The 19327-nt window shown below is 69.1% G+C and carries 14 protein-coding genes; 4 read left to right on the top strand and 10 right to left on the bottom strand.

Annotated features, from left to right (window positions below):
- Positions 1-6 precede the first annotated feature (6 nt).
- Entirely contained in the window at positions 7-972 is a 966-nt protein-coding gene (locus JWS14_RS30610; protein WP_072937318.1) for an alpha/beta hydrolase family protein, read from the top strand.
- Here JWS14_RS30610 and JWS14_RS30605 read toward each other — a convergent pair whose 3' ends face one another.
- Positions 973-2067 (bottom strand): N-acetylmuramoyl-L-alanine amidase, encoded by a 1095-nt coding sequence (locus JWS14_RS30605; protein ID WP_095861251.1) that lies wholly within the window; start codon positions 2065-2067, stop codon positions 973-975.
- Positions 2068-2613: 546 nt separating this feature from the next.
- On the opposite strand from JWS14_RS30605, the gene JWS14_RS30600 reads away from it, so the two are divergent.
- Positions 2614-2847: a hypothetical protein gene (locus JWS14_RS30600; RefSeq protein ID WP_072937320.1), complete on the top strand. Its 234-nt coding sequence runs from the start codon at positions 2614-2616 to the stop codon at positions 2845-2847.
- Positions 2848-2902: 55 nt separating this feature from the next.
- On the opposite strand, the gene purH is transcribed toward JWS14_RS30600, so the two are convergent.
- The 5 genes from purH to JWS14_RS30575 form a co-directional block, all read right to left on the bottom strand.
- Positions 2903-4459 (bottom strand): bifunctional phosphoribosylaminoimidazolecarboxamide formyltransferase/IMP cyclohydrolase, encoded by a 1557-nt coding sequence (gene purH / locus JWS14_RS30595; protein WP_072937321.1) that lies wholly within the window; start codon positions 4457-4459, stop codon positions 2903-2905.
- Entirely contained in the window at positions 4452-5132 is a 681-nt protein-coding gene (gene purN, locus JWS14_RS30590; RefSeq protein WP_083395586.1) for a phosphoribosylglycinamide formyltransferase, read from the bottom strand. The genes purH and purN overlap by 8 nt, the downstream gene beginning before the upstream one ends.
- Positions 5133-5187: 55 nt before the next feature.
- Positions 5188-6726: a cell division protein PerM gene (locus JWS14_RS30585; RefSeq protein ID WP_072937322.1), complete on the bottom strand. Its 1539-nt coding sequence runs from the start codon at positions 6724-6726 to the stop codon at positions 5188-5190.
- Between the two features lie 111 nt (positions 6727-6837).
- Positions 6838-7899, bottom strand: coding sequence for a DUF5336 domain-containing protein (locus tag JWS14_RS30580; RefSeq protein WP_072937323.1), 1062 nt, complete (start codon positions 7897-7899; stop codon positions 6838-6840).
- A 51-nt stretch (positions 7900-7950) separates the two neighbouring features.
- Entirely contained in the window at positions 7951-9756 is a 1806-nt protein-coding gene (locus tag JWS14_RS30575; RefSeq protein ID WP_095861252.1) for a zinc ribbon domain-containing protein, read from the bottom strand.
- A 636-nt stretch (positions 9757-10392) separates the two neighbouring features.
- Here JWS14_RS30575 and JWS14_RS30570 point away from each other — a divergent pair.
- Positions 10393-11019 carry an IMPACT family protein gene (locus tag JWS14_RS30570; protein ID WP_072937325.1) on the top strand — a complete coding sequence of 209 codons (627 nt, stop codon included), beginning with the start codon at positions 10393-10395 and terminating at the stop codon, positions 11017-11019.
- A 60-nt stretch (positions 11020-11079) separates the two neighbouring features.
- On the opposite strand, the gene sucD is transcribed toward JWS14_RS30570, so the two are convergent.
- The 3 genes from sucD to JWS14_RS30555 form a co-directional block, all read right to left on the bottom strand.
- Complete coding sequence (gene sucD / locus JWS14_RS30565) at positions 11080-11982, bottom strand: succinate--CoA ligase subunit alpha (RefSeq protein ID WP_005238543.1); 903 nt, start codon at positions 11980-11982, stop codon at positions 11080-11082.
- 15 nt (positions 11983-11997) lie between these two features.
- Positions 11998-13167, bottom strand: a complete 1170-nt coding sequence (sucC, locus tag JWS14_RS30560) for an ADP-forming succinate--CoA ligase subunit beta (RefSeq protein ID WP_072937326.1) — start codon at positions 13165-13167, stop codon at positions 11998-12000.
- Positions 13168-13336: 169 nt separating this feature from the next.
- Positions 13337-15286 carry a hypothetical protein gene (locus tag JWS14_RS30555; RefSeq protein ID WP_095861253.1) on the bottom strand — a complete coding sequence of 650 codons (1950 nt, stop codon included), beginning with the start codon at positions 15284-15286 and terminating at the stop codon, positions 13337-13339.
- Between the two features lie 231 nt (positions 15287-15517).
- On the opposite strand from JWS14_RS30555, the gene JWS14_RS30550 reads away from it, so the two are divergent.
- Positions 15518-16579, top strand: coding sequence for a M23 family metallopeptidase (locus JWS14_RS30550; protein ID WP_072937328.1), 1062 nt, complete (start codon positions 15518-15520; stop codon positions 16577-16579).
- Positions 16580-16654: 75 nt separating this feature from the next.
- On the opposite strand, the gene pcrA is transcribed toward JWS14_RS30550, so the two are convergent.
- Positions 16655-19138, bottom strand: coding sequence for a DNA helicase PcrA (gene pcrA / locus JWS14_RS30545; protein WP_095861254.1), 2484 nt, complete (start codon positions 19136-19138; stop codon positions 16655-16657).
- Positions 19139-19327: the final 189 nt, after the last annotated feature.

The following is a 19327-nucleotide window of genomic DNA, read 5'->3' as shown; positions in this document are numbered from 1 at the left end:
GTCCCCATGCCTGACACCGAGATCACCTTCGCCAGCGGTGCCGTCACCTACTACGGCAGCCTCCGCACGTCCGTCGACGCGAACGGGTCGGCGCCCGCCGCACTGCTGCTCGCCGGCAGCGGCCCGACCGACCGCAACGGCGACAGCGCCCTGCTCCCCGGTGACATCGGAACCCTCCGCCACCTCGCCGACGTGCTCGAACAGCACGGCTTCGCGAGCCTGCGCTACGACAAGATCGGCAGCGGCGAAACCGCCCTCGGCCCCTACGAGGTGGAAGAGGTCGGCGGTCTCGGCTTCACCACCTTCGTCGACGCCGCGTCGGCGGGCCTCGACTTCCTGGCCGCCCAACCCGGGGTCGACCCGTCGCAGCTGATCGTCATCGGACACAGCGACGGCGGTCTCGTCGCCCTCGCGCTCGCCACTGCGGAAAGCGAGTCGCGGGTACGCGCCGTCGGACTGCTCGAACCGCTCAGCGTCCGGCTCCTCGACCTGCTCACCACGCAGATCCACGGACAGCTCGACGCCGTCGTCGGCGCCGGACAGCTGCCGGTGGAGCTGGCCGACGAACTGCGGCTCGCGCTCGCGGACACCGTCGAATCGCTCCGCACATCGGGCACGATCCCCGACGACCTTCCGGAACCCCTGCAGAACGCCGGGCTGGTGCACGCCAACGCCAAGGCCCTCGCGGAGGAGGACGCCCTCGACCCCCGCGCGCTGGCCGGCAGGCTGCCCGCCGGTTTCCCGGTTCTCACGAGCTGCTCCGCCAAGGACATCCAGGTGCAACTCGCGGACGTCGACGGCCTGAACGACGCCCTCGCGCACACCGCGCTGACGCCGGTGCGGATGACGAACGCCAATCACGTCCTCAAGGACGTCGGCGACCGTCCGTCCACCGGACCGGATTACGTGGAACCGCTGCCCTACTCGGCGGAGTTCACCGAACCGTTCGGCAGGTGGATCGCGTCACTGTGATCAGTTGCCCCCACCGGCCCCGGTGATCACGGCCAGCAACGTGCTCGCCAGATCGGACACGAGCCCGAGGTTCTTGTCGTTGACGAGGTCCTGCAGCCCGTCCAGCCCCTGAACCTCGAGCAGCGGCGCGAGCATCTCCATCAGCTCGGACAGCTGCGCCGAGTCCGGCGCCGTCGACTTCGGTGCCGCCTTGGGTGTGGTCGCCTTCGGGGTCGTGGTGGTGGTCGACGACGCGCTGTCCTCGCTCGCATTCGGTGCCGTCGTCGCGGCCGGAGCGGCCGCCAGCTCCTGCGCAGGCGCGGCCTCCGACCCCGTCAGCAGGTAGGTGACGATGCCCGTCGTGATGGTGATGGCGTGCTTCAACTGGCCGTCGGAGCTCTCCAGCTGCGCGGAGTCCTCCTTGTTCGAACCGTTGCCCATCTCGACGAACACCAGCGGAACCTGGGTCAGTGCAGGACCCGCCACATCGGCGCGGGTTTGGAGGCCGTCGTTCACGCCGGCGTAGTTGGCGGGAACGAAGCCGTCGGACTTGTAGGCGTCGCGCATCATCTTCGACGCCTTGAGCCCGCCACCGGACTGCGCGGCGTCCGCCTTCTCGTCGGGGATGGGCAGCGACGGGATGATCATGTGGAACCCGTGCTTGCCCGCGTCCTCACCCTGCGCCGTGGAGTCCGCGTGAATGCTCACAGCCAAATCGGCGTTCGATTCGCTTGCCGCACGGGCCCTTTCGTCGATGCACCCGCCCCAGCCGGTGTCGTCCTGACGACTCAGGACGACCTTCGCGCCGAGGCTCTCGAGGCTGCTCTTCACCAGCTGGGTGACGTTCCAGTTGATGGTGTGCTCGGGCACCCCGCCCAGCGACGTCATGCCGCTCGTCTGGCAGTCCTTGGTGTTGCCCCGGCCGTCGTTCACCTGCTGCGCGAGGTCGTGGCCCTCGCTGGAACCCTGATGTCCGGGGTCGAGGAACACCGTCATCCCGGACAGTTCGGTGCCGGTCGCCGTCGCAGCGGGTTCCGCCGACACCTGAGCAGGGATGAGCACGGACGCACCCAGGACGCAGGCGCCAAGGCCGGCCTTGATTGCAAAACGGTTCATAACGGGGATGGGCGCACCGTCGCAGTCCGGGCGCCACTCTCCTTCCACAGGTGCCACTCGAGTCACATCAGCCCCGAGTGAATCAGCTGCACCGCGCGCTCGTGCTGCTCGAGTCCGGATCGAAAGCAACCTGTAACCAAAGTGGTGGGATTCGACGGACGCGCACCGATTCGCCGAATTCCCACGCAATTGCCCGCGCATCCGGCGAATCGATGAGCGGATGTGAACAGGACGGCAACTCTGGGCCAAGAGTGGCTGCTCAACCGCGCATTCCTGCGCGGTGGCCGGATAATGGAAGTGCAAACCCTCAACCGGTGCTGTACGGTCATCTACCAACCAGCAACGACACGCAGAAAGGTACGGCCATGATGCAGCTTCACGCGCTCTTCGCGTCCGTACCCGCATGGCGTCGATGCTCCGCCGACAAGCACATCACCAAGTTCGGCGCACCCCGAGAATGTTGAGACTCAACCAAGTCATTCTCGGGCACCCAGGGCAAACCCCTCGGGTGCCTTTTCTTTTACCTTTCACTTTCAGGAGCACCACATGAAACTTCGCATCAACCAACTGTCCACCTCTCCCCCGTATCTGGACCTGCCGGACGACCTCACCGGTTACGCCGTCACCCTCGACCTGTCGCACTGCGACGCCGCCCACGAGGCCGGACTGGGCGAATTGATCAGCGAGGTCCGCAGTCGCGGTGCCGCCCGCGTGGTCATCACCGGTTCGCCGCGTGAACTCGAGGGCACCGGCCGCGCGCACGGGGCCGCAGCCGCCTGACAACGCAGAACGGGCCCCGGCGCGATGCCGAAACCCGTTCGAGAGGTGCCGAACGCTAGTGCGCGAAGTGCCGCGCACCCGTCAGGTACATGGTGATACCGGCTTCCTTGGCCGCATCGATCACCTCGTTGTCGCGGACGGAACCACCCGGCTGCACGACTGCCTTGACGCCAGCGTTCGCGAGGACCTGCAGTCCGTCGGGGAACGGGAAGAACGCGTCCGACGCGCCCACCGACCCGACCACCCGGTCACCGGCCCGCTGCACCGCGAGGTGCGCGGAGTCGACGCGGTTGACCTGGCCCATGCCGACGCCGACCGACGCACCGTCGGAGGCGAGCAGGATGGCGTTGGACTTCACCGAACGGCACGCGCGCCACGCGAATTCGAGGTCCTTCAAGGTCTGCTTGTCGGCGGCGTCGCCGACGGCCAGGGTCCAGTTGGCGGGGTCGTCGCCTTCGGCGTCGAGCACGTCGCGCTCCTGGAGGAGTGCCCCACCGGACACGGGACGCAATTCGATTCCCGTCGCGGTGGGCGCCTTCGCGAGAAGGACGCGGACGTTCTTCTTGCGCTGCAGCACGCCGAGCGCGCCATCCGCGTAGGACGGGGCGATGATCACCTCGGTGAAGATGTCGGCGACCTGCTCGGCCATCTCGACGGTGATCTCGCGGTTCGCGGCGATGACCCCGCCGTATGCGCTGACCGGGTCGCAGGCGTGTGCCTTGCGGTGCGCCTCGGCGATGTCGGCTCCGACCGCGATGCCACACGGGTTCGCGTGCTTGATGATCGCGACGGCCGGCTCACTGAAGTCGAATGCCGCACGCCACGCCGCGTCGCCGTCGGTGTAGTTGTTGTACGACATTTCCTTGCCGTGCAGCTGCTCGGCCTGGGCCAGACCGGCCGGGGCGGCGGAGTTCACGTAGAGGGCCGCGGCCTGGTGCGGGTTCTCGCCGTACCGCAGGACGGCCGAGCGGTCCCAGGTGGCGCCTGCCCACTCGGGGAACTGCGAGTCACCGCTGTCCACCAGCGTGGACGTCATCCAGCTCGCGACCGCGACGTCGTACGACGCGGTGTGCTGGAACGCCTGCGCGGCGAGGGCGGTGCGCTCGGGCAGCGTGAAACCGCCGTCGGCGATCGCGGTGAGCACGTCGTCGTAGCGGGCCGGATCCACCACGACGGCCACCGACGGGTGGTTCTTCGCGGCGGCGCGCACCATGGACGGGCCGCCGATGTCGATCTGCTCGACGCATTCGTCGGGGGTCGCACCCGAGGCGACGGTCTGGGTGAACGGGTACAGGTTCACGACCACCAGCTGGAACGCCTCGATGCCGAGCTCCTCGAGCTGCGCGAGGTGCTCGGGCTTCCGGGTGTCCGCGAGGACGCCGGCGTGCACCCGCGGGTGCAGGGTCTTGACCCGGCCCTCGAGGCACTCGGGGAAGCCCGTCAGCGCCTCCACGGGGGTGACCGGGATGCCGGCGTCGGCGATCTTCGCTGCGGTCGACCCTGTCGACACCAGCTCGACACCTGCCTTGTGCAGGCCCGTAGCCAGTTCGACCAGACCGGTCTTGTCGTAGACGCTGACGAGCGCTCGGCGTACTGCCTTGCGTTCACTCACTGGGGATCACGGCCTTTCGTCCATCGGAAACAACTCCACGGGTGGCGACAGCGGCGATGACGTCCGCCAACAACCGTCGCTCCACAGTCTTGATGCGCTCGTGCAGGGTCGACTCGTCGTCGCCGTCGAGCACCGGCACGGGCTCCTGCGCCAGGATCGGGCCGGTGTCGACCCCCGCGTCCACGAGGTGGACCGTCGATCCCGACACCTTGACGCCGTAGGCCAGCGCATCCGGGACCGCATGCGCGCCGGGGAACGCGGGCAGCAACGCGGGATGCGTGTTGATGATGCGACCGCCGAAGCGGTCCAGGAAGGCGGGGCCGAGGATCTTCATGAATCCCGCCGACACCACGAGCGACGGCTGGTGCGACGCGACGGCCTCGGTCAGCGCGACATCCCAGGCGGACCGGTCCGCGTGGTCGCGGAGTCCGACCCGGAAGTGGGTGATGCCCGCGGACTCGGCGTGCCGGATGGCGTCGCAGTCGCGGTCGACGCCGACGGCGACGATCTCGGCGGGATACCCGTCGGTGTGGGTCGCGTCGATCAACGATCTCAGGAGGGTTCCCGCACCGGAGGCGAGTACGACGATCCGCGCCGGCGCGGACGCGACCGGCGAAGTGGTCGTGGGCCCCAGGTGGTCACGCGAGGAAGTCAGCGCTCTACTCCTGAACAATCGAAAGGCCGGGTGAATCGAAAGGGGGCGGTCGCATCGTCGACCGAACAAGAGCCTAGTCGCTGGGGGTTGCGGGCCCTCGGGGCAGGTCGGCTTCCGGGGCCTCACCCGCCTTTACCGGCCCCTCGGGTGCCGCCGTCGCCGCGTCTTCCTCGACCTCGGCGTCCACCACGACCTCGGCCTCGGCGTCGGTGTCCTGCGGCGCGACGGGAGCCGCGGGCGCTTCGGCGTCTTCGACGAGTTCGGCCTCGATCACCCGGCCGGGCGCGGCTGCCGGGACCTCCCGCTCCTCGGTGATCGGGGCGGCTATCGCCGGAACCTCCTCCGCGCCGGGAAGGTGCGGTTCCTCGTCCTCCGTGTCGGCCTCGTCGTCGGCGCCCCGGCTCCGATGCCAGGCGACGACCACCGCCGTCACCGCGCCCGCAAGTCCGAGCCACGCGAACGTGAGCAGCCCGAACGCCCACCAGTTCAGCTCGACGGTTCCGAAGGCGCCGAGCCGTCCGCCGGACACGAGTCCGAGCACGGCCGTCACCACACCGACACCCGCGGCGGAGGTCAGCACGGTGAGCAGTGCCTCCTGCCCGGCGACGCGACGTCCGCAGTCGCGTCCGAGCATCACACCAATCAGCAGCGGAATCACCAGCAACGCCGGCCACGCGCCACCGGACACCCCGTCGGGAACCGCGCCGAGCAGCGGCAACGGTGGCAGCGAACCACCGACGTTGCCGAACACGCTGACCGAGACGTCCCCGATCTGCGCGGTCCCGCCCATGACGGCGGCCGCGGCACCCACCACCACGTTCGGCAGGTACAGCACGGACAGGATCGTCAGTCCGAGCGTTCCGACGACACCGTCCCCGCGTTCGAGCAGCGACCCGACCGTGGACCACTCCATCAGCAGCGAGATCGTGACCAGCACCGCGCCGGCACCGACGATCGCCGTCATCGCGCGCAGCCCCGGGCGCACCGCGTCCCGGACCCACGACGGAACCTCCGCACCGAGCGTCGGCCACATCGCGACCGTCACGCCGATCCCCGCCGCGAGCACATGCACCAACAGCACCCACCCGAACGCGGCGAGCGCGTTCGGGGAGGACAACGGGATGACCGCCGACGCGTCCGCGATGACCGCGAGGGCGATGGCTGTCACGGCCAGCGGTCCGGCCACCGCGGCGCCGATCACCTGCAGGGCGTGCCGCCGCGAGGACGCCGGATGCACCACCGCCGCGCACCCGCGGGCGACCGCCCACATCATCCCCGCCGTCGGGATCAGCGGGAGGACGCCGAGCGAGGTGCCGTCGATCGTCAACGGCACCTGGTGAATCGCCAGCCACGACGCCGCGATCGCACCGAACGTTCCCGTGAGGTCACTGTTCGCCGCCACCAGCGTGACGACGATGAGTGCGGACAGCAGGACGACCGTGACCCCCGCGGGCCGGAACGCGACCGACAGCAGCGCCCGCATCTCGTCCGCGTCGGGCACGGGACGCTGTCGCGGGGCGCGCCGCGCATCATCGCGGACGGCTCGCCTCTCGTCGTCGCGGACGGCTCGCCGTCGTGCACCCTGTGCGACACGCTGCGCACGATCAACCAAAGAACTCATCCCCTCGAGAGTGGCACTCCGACGCAGCGACAGCGGTCAGGCGCGCCGCACAGAAGTGGCCTCCGACCAGGTTCGGTCAGAGGCCACCTGCTGGATGGACCGCTACTTGTCGTCCCTGTCGGCGCGCGTGTCGAACGCCTGGGTGGGCGCGCTGTACCCCTCCGATTCAGGCTTCTCGGCCGACTCGGCCGGCTTCGCCTCGGTGGACGGCTGCTCGCCGTACTCGAGAGTGCGCTCCACGGGCGAGGACTCGGCCTGCGACCCGTACGCCGGCGCCGCGTGCTGCGCCGAACCGTAACTGGTCCCGGCCGGGTACTGCGAGCTGGGCGTTCCAGTGGGCTGCGACGGCGTCGACGGCTGCGAGTACCCCTGGTACTGCGGCTGCTGGTAGGCGGTGGTCGGGGCGTCGTACGACGCGGATCCCGCGCCCGCGCCGTAGCCCGGCTGCTGCGGCTGTCCGTAGCCCTGGGTGTATCCGGGCTGGCTCTGCGAGGGCTGGCCCTGCTGGCCGTAACCCTGCTGGCCGTAACCCTGCTGGCTCTGCTGCCCGTAGCCGGGCTGCGACTGGCTCTGCTGTCCGTAGCCCTGCGGCGCGCTCTGGCCGTAGCCCTGCGGCTGCTGTCCGTACGACTGCTGCGGGCCCTGCCCGTACCCCTGCGGGGCGCCCTGGCCGTACCCCTGCGGGGTCTGGCCGGGCTGACCGAAGCCCGCGGCTGCGGCCGGCTTGGGCGCCGGCTGCTTCAGGACGCCGATGTCGAACAGCACGGCTGCCACGGCCACGGCCGACTGGATGAATCCGAGAACGAGGATGAGGATTGCGCCCCAACCGGAATCCGCGTCGACGTTCAGGAAGACGAACAACGCAACGACCCAGCCCGCGACGGACGCCGCCGCGGCCGCACCCGCATAGGACTGCTTCGGGAGGAGGGACGCCGCCGCGAGCAGACCACCGAGGAACAGCAGTCCGAGTCCGTCCGTGTTCGCTTCGAACGAGTTCACGGACTCTCGCGCCAAGGTGGCGTACGGGGCGAACCCGAGCAGTAGGTTGAGGACACCGAGAACGGCGACACCGATCAGGAGGAAGAAGCCCAGGCCTTTCGATTCTCCCCCTGCAGTCGGTTGCGCGGGCGGACCGTAATTCGGCCCGCCGGGCGTGAACGTCATGACTTCTCCTAGTCGACAAGTGGTCTGCGTGCGCTCTTCCGACGCTAGCGTCTACGTAGATCTCATACTATCTGCCACTAGTGTGGCTGTTAGGTGAGAAGTACGTGTGTCACGGCTACCCGCATCACCGTGCGGTGGTGCGGGTTTGACCGTGTCCCACACCGACGCTTGTGGTGCAGGAACATGCTGTTTCGGAGTCACCCCCATCCGCGGTGTTGCGGTGGGCAGGCTGTGGCGGACCCGGCGATGCCGCGGCCGACGCGGTGTCGGACTGGTCTTGTCCCGGGACCTGCGGACCGGCGCGTGCTCGGCGACCCGGATCGCGGGCATCTGCCCCCGCCGCCGGGTCACCTTGTTTTTACCGAGCAGCGCGCGTTTGGCCAGGTTCACCCCGGCAATCTGGTCGCGGTTGCCGCCGACCCAGCAGCCCGGGCACCACGCGTCGTGGTAGCCGCCGGGGCGGGCGAGTGGTTCGTCGCACCCCGGACACTGTGCCGAGGATCCGCGGGCAGGCACCGTGACCACCGCGATGCCGACACCGGCGGCGGTGTGGGCGAGGGCGGCGGTCGCTTTACGGCGGGCCGACTGCGCGGCCCGGTTGTTGTTGACCCGGCCGTGCCCGCGGGGCTCGAGGGTGGTCAGGTCCTCGACCGCGATCATCTCCGCGCCCGCTGCCTCGGCGTAGTCGGTGACCTGGCGGGCGAAGTGGAATCCCAGCTCCCGGTTGATCTTGCCCCGTTTGACGCCCACCGCAGTCCGATGCTCGTTGAGGACGGCGATCTTCTCCTCCAACCGGACACGGACCTCGGAAGGGGCGGTGGCGGCCAGCCGCGTCAACCGGGCCGACTTGCGTTGCAGCAACTGACCCTCCGCCTGCAGGCGCGCCAGTTTCGTCCCGAGGCCGCGGTCATCGTAGGTGAAGCCCCGGTAGTCCGAAACCACACCGTCCGGGGTCTGCGTGGCGATCGCGGCGGCACCCAGCGTGGACGGAGACCAATCCACCCCGACCGCGACGGTGGCCGATCCCAGGTCACAGGCGGGGACGAGTTCGGTCGCGGCGCACCGCCACAACAAACCTTTCCGGTCGAGGGCCAGGGTCGGTAGATGCCAGCCGGTGACCGCCCGGCCGTTCAGGTGCCCGGGGATGGTGGCGGTCACCCGAACACTGCGCCACTGCGCCCGCCCCGCCGGGGCCGGGCAAGTCGGCAGCTTCACCGTCAACACCAGCTCGTCACCGGTGACAGCAAGCTGCGCGAGCTGCCGATCCGCAGCAGACAACCGGGCCATCGCGCTCGTCTGCGGTGGCCCCTGGACGTCGGTGATCCGCAACCGCGCCGACGGCGCCCCGTCGATGCGGCGAGAGCGTGCGACGAGCTGGCGCCGCACGCCCCGGGCGAAACCCAACGGCACCCAGTCCGCGACGGCGGAGGGTGGGGCTATCCGGCCGGTGGCCGGGTCGAACCGCTCAGACAGTGCCGTGATCGCGGTGTCCCGGTAGGCGAGGGTCCGCAGGGTCGCCATCACCTGCGCGGTCACCACCCTGCTCACCCGTGAGGGCACGTAGACCCCGTCCCGGTAGTGCGGATTCCAGCCGAGGCGGGCCGCGGCGACATGACCCTGCACGGGCAGCCTGCGATCCTGCCGGTCACGGCCGGCGGCGAGGACGTCGAACGTGACCGGCTGCCACAGCCGCGACATCAACTCGGCGCCGGCCGCCGTGACCAGGTCGAGCAACCACCTCGCTCGGGTGTTCACGTCGTCGAGACCGATCGGCTCACCGGTCGCGTCATCGACCGCCATGTAGGCGCGCGTGGTGAACGTGAACTGCCGCGGCGCAGTCGTTCCCGGCCCGATCACGCCAGCCCGCCAGGAACGAAACGCAGCCGAACGGACCACGGATCGTCCGGGTTCCGGAACGCGCCGCCATCACCTGGAAAGCTCATCGATAACACCTTTCCTCGCCGTGCGGCGCGATCGCCCCGGAGCCGGTGGCGATTCTGTGTCACCCGCAGCGCAGTGAACCGGCCGGACAACGGTGTCGGCAACGCCCTGACGTCATCCATCAACCCCCTCCACCAGCGTTGTTCACCCCATCTCTCGCGGGGCCTTGACTGTAACGCCGGCCTCCGACACGTACGGCCGAGTCCGCGCCAGCGGCAAACCGAGCCAATCGATCTCGCCACACCATCTGCGCCGCCGTGAACGACCACAAATCGCCTTGAGGCAGGTCCGCAGACGCCGATCCGAATCCTCGACGCCCCGCTATCCCGGACAGACATCAGTGCCACACGTAATGAGACCGTGTGCGCCGGGCGCCCTTGCGCACCCCGACGGCCGACCATCCACAAATTTCCGCAGCTTCACCAATTCGCGGTGAAAGACAGTGTCATAAACTGCTGGACTGTATCAGATATAGCGGCAACAACTGATAGCTACGATATATCCGTCGGTCGCGTGTGCGGGGCCGACAGCAGCGCAGGAGACAATGGTCCGGTGCCGTACACCCTCGCTCTCCGCGCCGCCGATCTCACTCTCGAGACGGAGGTGAAGCATTCACGCTTCATCGCGGCCCTGCGGCGCGTCGAGGACGCCGAGGCGGCGCAGGCTTTCGTCCAGGATCGTCGCAGCGCGTATCCCGATGCGCGACATCACTGTTCGGCGTTCATCGTCGGCAACGGGCCCAGCGACCGGGTCGAGCGCGCGAACGACGACGGCGAACCCGGTGGCACCGCGGGCATTCCGATGCTGCAGGTGCTCAAGGCCCGCGACCTCGTCGACGTCGCGGTGGTCGTGACCCGGTACTTCGGTGGAATCAAACTGGGGGCGGGCGGACTGGTGCGCGCCTACTCTGGCGCGGTGGCCGCCGCGGTCGATGCCGCACCGCTCGTGCGGAGGGAACGTCGCCACCTGCACACCCTCGCCGTCGGTCACGCCGAGGCGGGTCGGGTCGAGTCGGAGTTGCGGGGGCGGGGCGTCGTCGTGGTGGACACGGCGTACGCGGAGTCCGCGGTCCTCACCCTCGCGGCGAGGGACTCTGCGGAGCTGGCCGATCTGGTCGCTGCCGTCACGTCGGGGACGGGGACACTCGATCCGGCCGGGGAAATGTGGGTCGACGCCTGAACGACCCGTGCGCCTTTCTGGTAGCCGGAGCAACCAGAAAGGCGCACGGGCCCGGAGGGCCTAGGCCTGGACGGTCAGGCTCTGCAGGATCTCGCGAGCGAGTGCAGCGGTCTCGGACGGCGTCTTGCCGACCTTCACGCCGGCAGCCTCGAGGGCGTCCTTCTTGGCCTGCGCGGTGCCCGAGGAACCGGAGACGATGGCGCCTGCGTGGCCCATGGTCTTGCCCTCGGGGGCGGTGAAGCCCGCGACGTAGCCGACGACCGGCTTGGTGACGTTCGCCTTGATGTAGTCGGCGGCACGCTCCTCGGCGTCGCCACCGATCTCACCGATCATCACGATGACCTTGGTCTCGGGGTCCTTCTCGAACGCCTCGATGGCGTCGATGTGGGTGGTGCCGATGACCGGGTCGCCGCCGATGCCGATGGCGGTGGAGAAGCCGAAGTCACGCAGTTCGAACATCATCTGGTAGGTCAGCGTGCCCGACTTGGACACGAGGCCGATCGGGCCGGTGCCTGCGATGTTGGCCGGGGTGATGCCGACCAGCGACTCGCCGGGGGTGATGATGCCGGGGCAGTTGGGGCCGATGATGCGGGTCTTGTTGCCCTTGGAGACGTTGTACGCCCAGGCGTACGCCGAGTCCTGCACGGGGATGCCCTCGGTGATGACCACGAGCAGCGGGATCTCCGCGTCGATGGCCTCGACGATGGCGTCCTTGGCGAAGGCCGGGGGAACGAACGCGATGGAGACGTCCGCGCCGGTCTTCTCGATGGCCTCGGCGACGGTGCCGAAGACGGGCAGCTCGACGCCGCCGTCGTGGGTCACGGTGGTGCCGGCCTTGCGGGCGTTGACACCGCCGACGACCTGGGTGCCGGCCTTGAGCATCAGCGCGGTGTGCTTCGTGCCCTCGCCGCCGGTGATGCCCTGGACGATGACCTTGGAGTCCTTGGTCAGGAAGATAGCCATGTGATTTAAGTCCCTTTACTTTGCGGCGAAGGCCAGCTCGGCGGCCTTGTCGGCAGCCTCGTCCATGGTTCCGACGACCGTGACCAGCGGGTGGGCGGCCTCGGCGAGGATGCGACGACCCTCTTCGACGTTGTTGCCGTCCAGGCGGACGACCAGCGGCTTGTTGGCCTCGTCACCCAGCGTCTTCAGGGCGCCGACGATGCCGTTGGCGACCGCGTCACACGCGGTGATGCCACCGAAAACGTTCACGAACACGCTCTTGACCTGCGCGTCGTTCAGGATGACATCCAGGCCGTTCGCCATGACCTCTGCGGAGGCGCCGCCACCGATGTCGAGGAAGTTGGCGGGCTTCACGCCACCGTGCTTCTCACCTGCGTAGGCGACGACGTCCAGGGTCGACATGACCAGGCCGGCGCCGTTACCGATGATGCCGACCTCACCGTCGAGCTTGACGTAGTTGAGGTCGTTTTCCTTGGCCTTGAGCTCGAGCGGGTCGGTGGCGTCCCGGTCCTCGAACGCCTCGTGGCCGGGCTGACGGAACGCGGCGTTCTCGTCCAGCGTGACCTTGCCGTCGAGAGCGAGGATCTCGTCACCGGGCGTGCGGACGAGCGGGTTGACCTCGACGAGGAGAGCGTCTTCGTTGATGAAGACCTCCCACAGCTTCTGGATCGTCACGGCCGCTGCGTCGAGCACCTCGGCGGGCAGCTTTCCTGCCTCGGCGATGCTGCGCGCGAACGCGAGGTCGACGCCCTTGACGGCGTCCACGGGGATCTTCGCGAGTGCGTCGGGGTTCTCCTCGGCGGTGACCTCGATCTCGACGCCACCCTCGACCGAGCACATGGCCAGGTAGGTGCGGTTGGTGCGGTCGAGCAGGAAGGAGATGTAGTACTCCTCGGCGATGTCACTCGCCTCTGCGACCAGCAGCTTCTTGACGACATGACCCTTGATGTCGAGGCCCAGGATCGCCTCGGCGTTGGCCTGCGCTGCATCGACGTCGGCGGAGTACTTGACGCCACCCGCCTTGCCGCGGCCGCCGACCTTGACCTGCGCCTTGACCATCACGGGCTTGCCGATTTCTTCGGCAATCTCGCGTGCGCCGGCCACCGTGTCGGTAACACGCCCAGCCGAAGTCGGCACCTCGTGCTTGGCGAAGAGTTCCTTCGCCTGGTATTCGAAGAGATCCATCTGCTCACCGTCTCGTCTGCGTTGACACCCGCTCGAGGGGTAGGAGCGGGTCTGTTTTGGACTTTAACCAGTTGCCGGGCCCGGTCTGCGCCCGCGTGTCTGCTATGTGGTCCACATCACGCGATATCACGTACTGAGGCGGGCCTCACCGCTGCAAACGGGGCGGACCTCACCGATTTCTGCGGCGTGCAGTGAGGGCCGCGGCAGCCGCAATCAACACTATGCCCACCGTTGCCGGGACGACACCGGCCCCCATTTCGGGGTCGGTGACCCGGGCGACGGTCAGCGGCCACGACACGAGGTATACCCCCACGGCAACGGCCGAACCGAGCAACAACGCGACCGCCCTGTCGGGCCGGGCACGTGAGGCAACTATCACTGCGAGGGCGACCGCGACGCCGAGCAGCACCCGTCCCCACACGTCGAGGTTCCACGGGATCTCCGCGAACGACGCGGGCGCGTACTCGTCGCCGCGTGCGTCGGTCCCGTGGAAGAGCGGCAGTCCCAGTCCGACGAACGCGGCGACGGCACCGAGGCCGCCGACCGCGAGGACCGGGGTCGAGGTGGACGGCTCGTCGGACGTGTCGATCTCCTCGCGTTCCGCCGAGCCCGCGAACCACGTCAGCACCCCGGTGACACCCGCGGTGACGGCCGCACACCACAGCAGCACGGCACCGATTCCGGCGCCGATCCCCGGCACGTCGGTGGCGAGCACCACGGACTGCGACACGGCGGCGACGGAGTACGGGATCGTCACCCACAGCACCCCGACCGCGGGCCGGACGGCGGACGCGAACTCCGACAGCAGCAGCCAGACGCAACTGACGACGAGGACCAGGGCCGCGACGAGCACGACCCGGGTGGCGTAGACGTCGGGGCGTGCCGTGTCGCCGGGGATGTCGAGGACGGGGAGCAGCGCCCCGGCGGCGGCCAGCAGGGCTGTGATGATTCCGGTGGCCCCGGCAGCGACGTGCCATCGCGCGATCCGTGCGCGGGCCGCGGCCGCCTCGGCTCGCAGCGCCGCCTTGGCGACGCCCTTCGCGGACGGGGTGACCGCCCCCGGCTTCGCCGGGCCGCCCTGCGCCGCCGCGGACGGCGAGGCGGCCAGTGTCTTCAGGATCCTGCCGTCGCGGGCCCGGTCGACCATCGGGATGCAGGCGCCGACGAGCACCAGGACGCCGGCGCCGACGGTCCCCCACACCGCGCCGGGACCGGGCTGGATCCGTTCGCCCGCGGCGAGCCCCGCGACCAGGCGCGTCCCGACCACGCCGAGCGCGGCCAGGCCTGCCCCGACGAGGGCGCCGGACGCCACGGGGGGCGAAATCGATGCCAGCGCCGAGGCGACGACGATCAGGACGGCCGCCGCCAGGATCCCGGCGCCCGCGGACGCGGCGAGGTCCGACTCGACGACGGTCGGGACGAGGATGACGGGATCCTCGGACACGAAGGCGGGAGCGAACAGCGCGCCGACCAGGACGACGGCGGCGGCCACCGCGACGGCGGACGGCAGGAACCCGATGCGGGCGCCCGTCGCCCGCCCGACCTGTTCGGCGCTGCGGGCGTCGCCGTATCCGTCCATCAACGAAGCCCGGTGGACCGCGACCATGCCGAGCAGGCCCGCGAAGGCGATCAACGCGTGCCCGGCGAGGGCGGCGTAGGCGCCGGACCCGGCGGCCAGCTCGGCCGCCGTCTCGGGCCGGAACAATTCGAGCCGATTGGCGTCGATGGCGTCCGACCACAGCTGTGTGTCGAGGACGCCGGCGCCGACGGACACCGCGCCTGCGCCGGCCAGCAATGCCCCCGCCACCGCGGTGCGCCGGGCGAGAACCGCGGGAAGGGCCAATGCCGGTGCCGCGACGGCGAAGACGGCGGCCCACACCGCGGCAGCGCCGACCGCGGACGGCGCTGCCGCCCCGTCGACCGTGCGGACAGCCTGCAGGACGGGCGCCGACGCCACCCCGAGTCCTCCGACGAGGCCCAGCACGACCGCGAGCAGGGTGCCCCGGCGCGCGCGGACGGGATCGGGCTCGTCGACGGCGGTCAAGCCGGTGCCGCCGGACGAAGGAATGCGTTCGGGCTCGGCCCTGCGCCCGTCCGGGGATCGAGTTGATGACGCCACAGGCCGACGCTAGCGCTTACCCACCGCCTCCCCCGGGTTGTGACACGCGTGCGCACGGGCGAGATTGAACCGAGACGAAAAGCGGGTTCGACGTTTCCCCAGCTCAGTTTGTGATGCCCGTCACATGTAGCCGTTCCTCCGCGTTACAGGTTGCGCGCATCGCAACCGTTTCGTTACCGTCGCCAAGGTCTAAGTCACAGGCAGGTCACGAGCAGGAGGACGGACGGGCGTATGCACCATCGCAGCCAGTTCACGGCCAGCCGTTTTGTGAGTCACCACGATGACGAGTTGCGGGGTCACAAGGACGAAGTCGCGCCCACGTATCCCCCACAGTCGGTCGAGCATCATCCCGAGACCGATAGTTCTGAGATTTCCAGCATGTTCTTCCGCAATTCGCAGTCCACACGCTCCACCTACGACAGCGTCGACACCGGCAACGGCGTCGAGACCGTCGACACCGAGTCCGAGATCCCCGGCTTCATCCCCCGCAGCGGTTCCGAGTCCTTCGAGGGCGCACCCCCCCACTCCCGCCGCGGAGCCCACCGCATCCCGACTCCCCCCTCAGCTCTCAAAGGCCGCGCCGCAGTCCTCGCAGTCGCAGCAGGCGCCGTAGTAGCCGCAGGCCAGGCCGCAGTCACCAGCGGATCGTCCAGCTCCTCCGATCACTCCGAGGTCGCCCTCGCCAGTGACGAGTCGAGCTCCATCGGAACCACCGCGGAACCGCAGGCCGCGCAGTACTCCACGGTCTCCGACACCGCCGCCGCCGATTCGAACGCCCCGCAGGTCCTCAACATCGCGAACCCGACCGACCTGTCGCAGTTCAGCAACCTGCTCGCCAAGGGACAGCGTTTCAGCGAAGAGCGCGCCGCCCGCGAAGCCGCTGCCCGACGCCCCCTGTTCGTCCTCCCCGCCGTGGGAACCTTCACCTCCAACTTCGGAAGCCGCTGGGGCACCCTGCACGCGGGCGTCGACATCGCCGCCCCCATCGGCACCCCCATCGTGGCCGTCGCCGACGGCGAGGTCATCGACTCGGGTCCGGCTTCCGGGTTCGGCATGTGGGTCCGCCTCAAGCACGCCGACGGCACCATCACCGTGTACGGCCACATCAACACCTCCACCGTCACCGTCGGCCAGAAAGTCATGGCGGGCGACCAGATCGCGACCGTCGGCAACCGTGGCTTCTCCACCGGCCCGCACCTGCACTTCGAGGTGCACCTCGCGGGCGAGAACAAGATCGATCCCCTGCCCTGGCTGGCCTCCCGCGGCATCAGCCTCGGCCCCGAGATGGACTGACCCTCTCCGCACCACCCGAACACATGACGACTGCGGCGCATGCATTGCATGCGCCGCAGTCGTGTTTCGTCGGCTCTACAGCTTGACCATCGGGACGCCACCGATCAGCATCAGCCGCACCTTGCCCGCGCTGCCGAAATCGATGGTGACCGTCGCGGTCGGCCCGGCCCCCTTGGTCTCGAGGACCGTGCCGAGGCCGTACTTGTCGTGACTGACCCGGTCGCCGACCGCGAGGACCAGGTTGTTGTTGCGGGAGCGTGCGGCGCCGAAGCTGGGGGTGCTCGCGGACCCGCCGCCGTAACCGGAACCGCCGCCGAACCCCTGCCCGTATCCCGATCCACGCGCGCGGCCACCACCGATCGCACCACCGGAACCCATACGGGGGCCCGGGTCTTCGCGGCGCCAGTGCACGAGATCCGACGGGATCTCCTGCAGGAACCGTGACTCCGGGTTCTGGATGGGCTGACCCCACGCCGACCGCATGACGGCACGCGTCAGGTACAGCCGCTGCCGGGCACGGGTGATGCCCACGTACGCGAGCCGCCGCTCCTCCGACAGTTCCGTGGGGTCGCCGAGCGCCCGCATGTGCGGGAACTGGCCGTCTTCCCACCCGGTGACGAAGACGACGGGGAATTCGAGCCCCTTCGCGGTGTGCAAAGTCATCAGCGTGACGACGCCCTCGTCGTTGTCGGGCAGCTGATCGGAGTCCGCGACCAGGGACACCCGTTCGAGGAAGGCGGCGAGGGAACCCGGGTCGGGTTCACCGTCCCTGGCGTCGACGTCGCCGTCCTCCGTCGGTTCCACCAGTCCGGCGGCGTTCCGCGCGTCGGAGCTGAACTCCCGCGCCACGCTGACGAGTTCGTTGAGGTTGTCGAGGCGCGCCCCGTCCTGGGGGTCGCTGCTCGCCGCGAGTTCGGCGCGGTAGCCCGTCCGCTCCAGGACAGCCTCGACGACGTCGCCGATGTCGCCGAGCTGGTCGGGGACGATGTCGTCGGCCGTGGTCTCGGGTGGCATCAGCACCCGCAGTCCGTCCATCAGCTCGAGGAACGACGCGATGGCCTTCTGGGAACGGGTGTTGAGCAGCCGCACCCGGCCCTCCCCACCGTCCCGCAGCGCCTCGGCGAAACTGATGCCCCGCTGTTCGGAGTGGACGGCCACACACGCCTCCGCGCGGTCACCGATGCCGCGGCGCGGGGTGTTGAGGATCCGGCGCAGGCTGACGGTGTCGTCCTCGTTGGCGAGGACCCGGAGATACGCGACGATGTCGCGCACCTCCTTGCGCTCGTAGAACCGCACCCCGCCGACGACCTTGTACGGAACACCGAGCCGGATGAAGATCTCTTCGAGGGCGCGGGACGAGTTGTTGGTGCGGTAGAACACCGCGACGTCACCGAACTTCGCATCGCCCGAATCGACGAGCTTGTCGATCTCGGACGCCACGAACGACGCCTCGTCGTGCTCGTTGTCCGCGACGTACCCGGTGATGAGTTCGCCCTCGCCCGAATCGGTCCACAGCCGCTTCTCGCGCCGACCGGTGTTCTTCGAGATCACCGAGTTGGCCGCCGACAGGATGTTCTGGGTGGAGCGGTAGTTCTGCTCCAGCAGGATGGTGCGGGCGTCCGGGTAGTCGCGTTCGAACTCCTCGATGTTGCGGATCGTGGCGCCGCGGAAAGCGTAGATCGACTGATCCGCGTCGCCCACCACACACAGTTCGGCCGGGGTGACCCGGTGGTCCGCGTCCTCGCCGTCCGCGGTGCCGCCGACCAGTTCACGCACCAGCATGTACTGGGCGTGGTTCGTGTCCTGGTACTCGTCGACCAGCACGTGCCGGAACCGTCGTCGGTAGTACTCGGCCACCTGGGGGAACGCCTGCAGCATCGCGACCGTCTCGCCGATCAGGTCGTCGAAGTCCAGCGCGTTCGCCGAACGCAACCGCTGCTGGTAGTGCCCGTACACCTTGGCGATCAGCCGCGGCAGTTCCGCAGGCTCCTTGTCGGCGTCGGCACTCGCCTGCTCCGGGTCGATCAACTCGTTCTTGAGATTCGAGATGTGGGTGGCGAGCAACCGCGCCGAATAGCGCTTGGTGTCGATGTTCAGATCCTTGGCGATCATCGTCAGCAGTCGCCGCGAATCGTCCGCGTCGTAGATGGAGAAGTTCGAGTTGAGGCCGGGGAGCAGCGCCGCCTGGGCGCGCAGGATCCGCACGCAGCTGGAGTGGAACGTGGACACCCACATGCTGTTGGCCCTGGGGCCGACGAGGTGGGCGACGCGCTCCCGCATCTCCGCGGCGGCCTTGTTGGTGAACGTGATGGCCAGGATCTGACCGGGCATCACGCCACGCTCGGCCAGCAGATATGCGATGCGGCGGGTGAGCACAGCCGTCTTGCCCGAGCCTGCACCCGCGACGATCAACAGCGGAGAACCGGCGTGCACGACCGCTTCCCGTTGCGGTGGGTTGAGGCCCTGGAGGAGCGCGTCCGACCCTGCGCGCGCCGGTGCCGCGGCGTGCGGAGTCGACGTGGCGCTCAGGGGAGAAGCGGTGCCGGAGATAGTGTTCATCAACTATCAAACTTACCGGCGTGTACCGACAGCGTCACAGCGGCTTGGCCTGCGCGGTGCCGCCATGGCAAACTGGTACACATGTTCAGTCCGCCGTCGCGCCCCCTGTGGCGATTTTTTTACGGGTACCGGCCTCCGGTGCCCGTGAACTGAACAGCTCACGAGCCCCGAGGTCCGCACCGGATCCGG

Source organism: Rhodococcus koreensis (assembly GCF_017068375.1).
Taxonomy (GTDB): Bacteria; Actinomycetota; Actinomycetes; order Mycobacteriales; family Mycobacteriaceae; genus Rhodococcus_F; species Rhodococcus_F koreensis.
The sequence above is the reverse complement of the archived record's forward strand: the minus strand, read 5'-3'. Positions and strand labels throughout refer to the sequence as shown.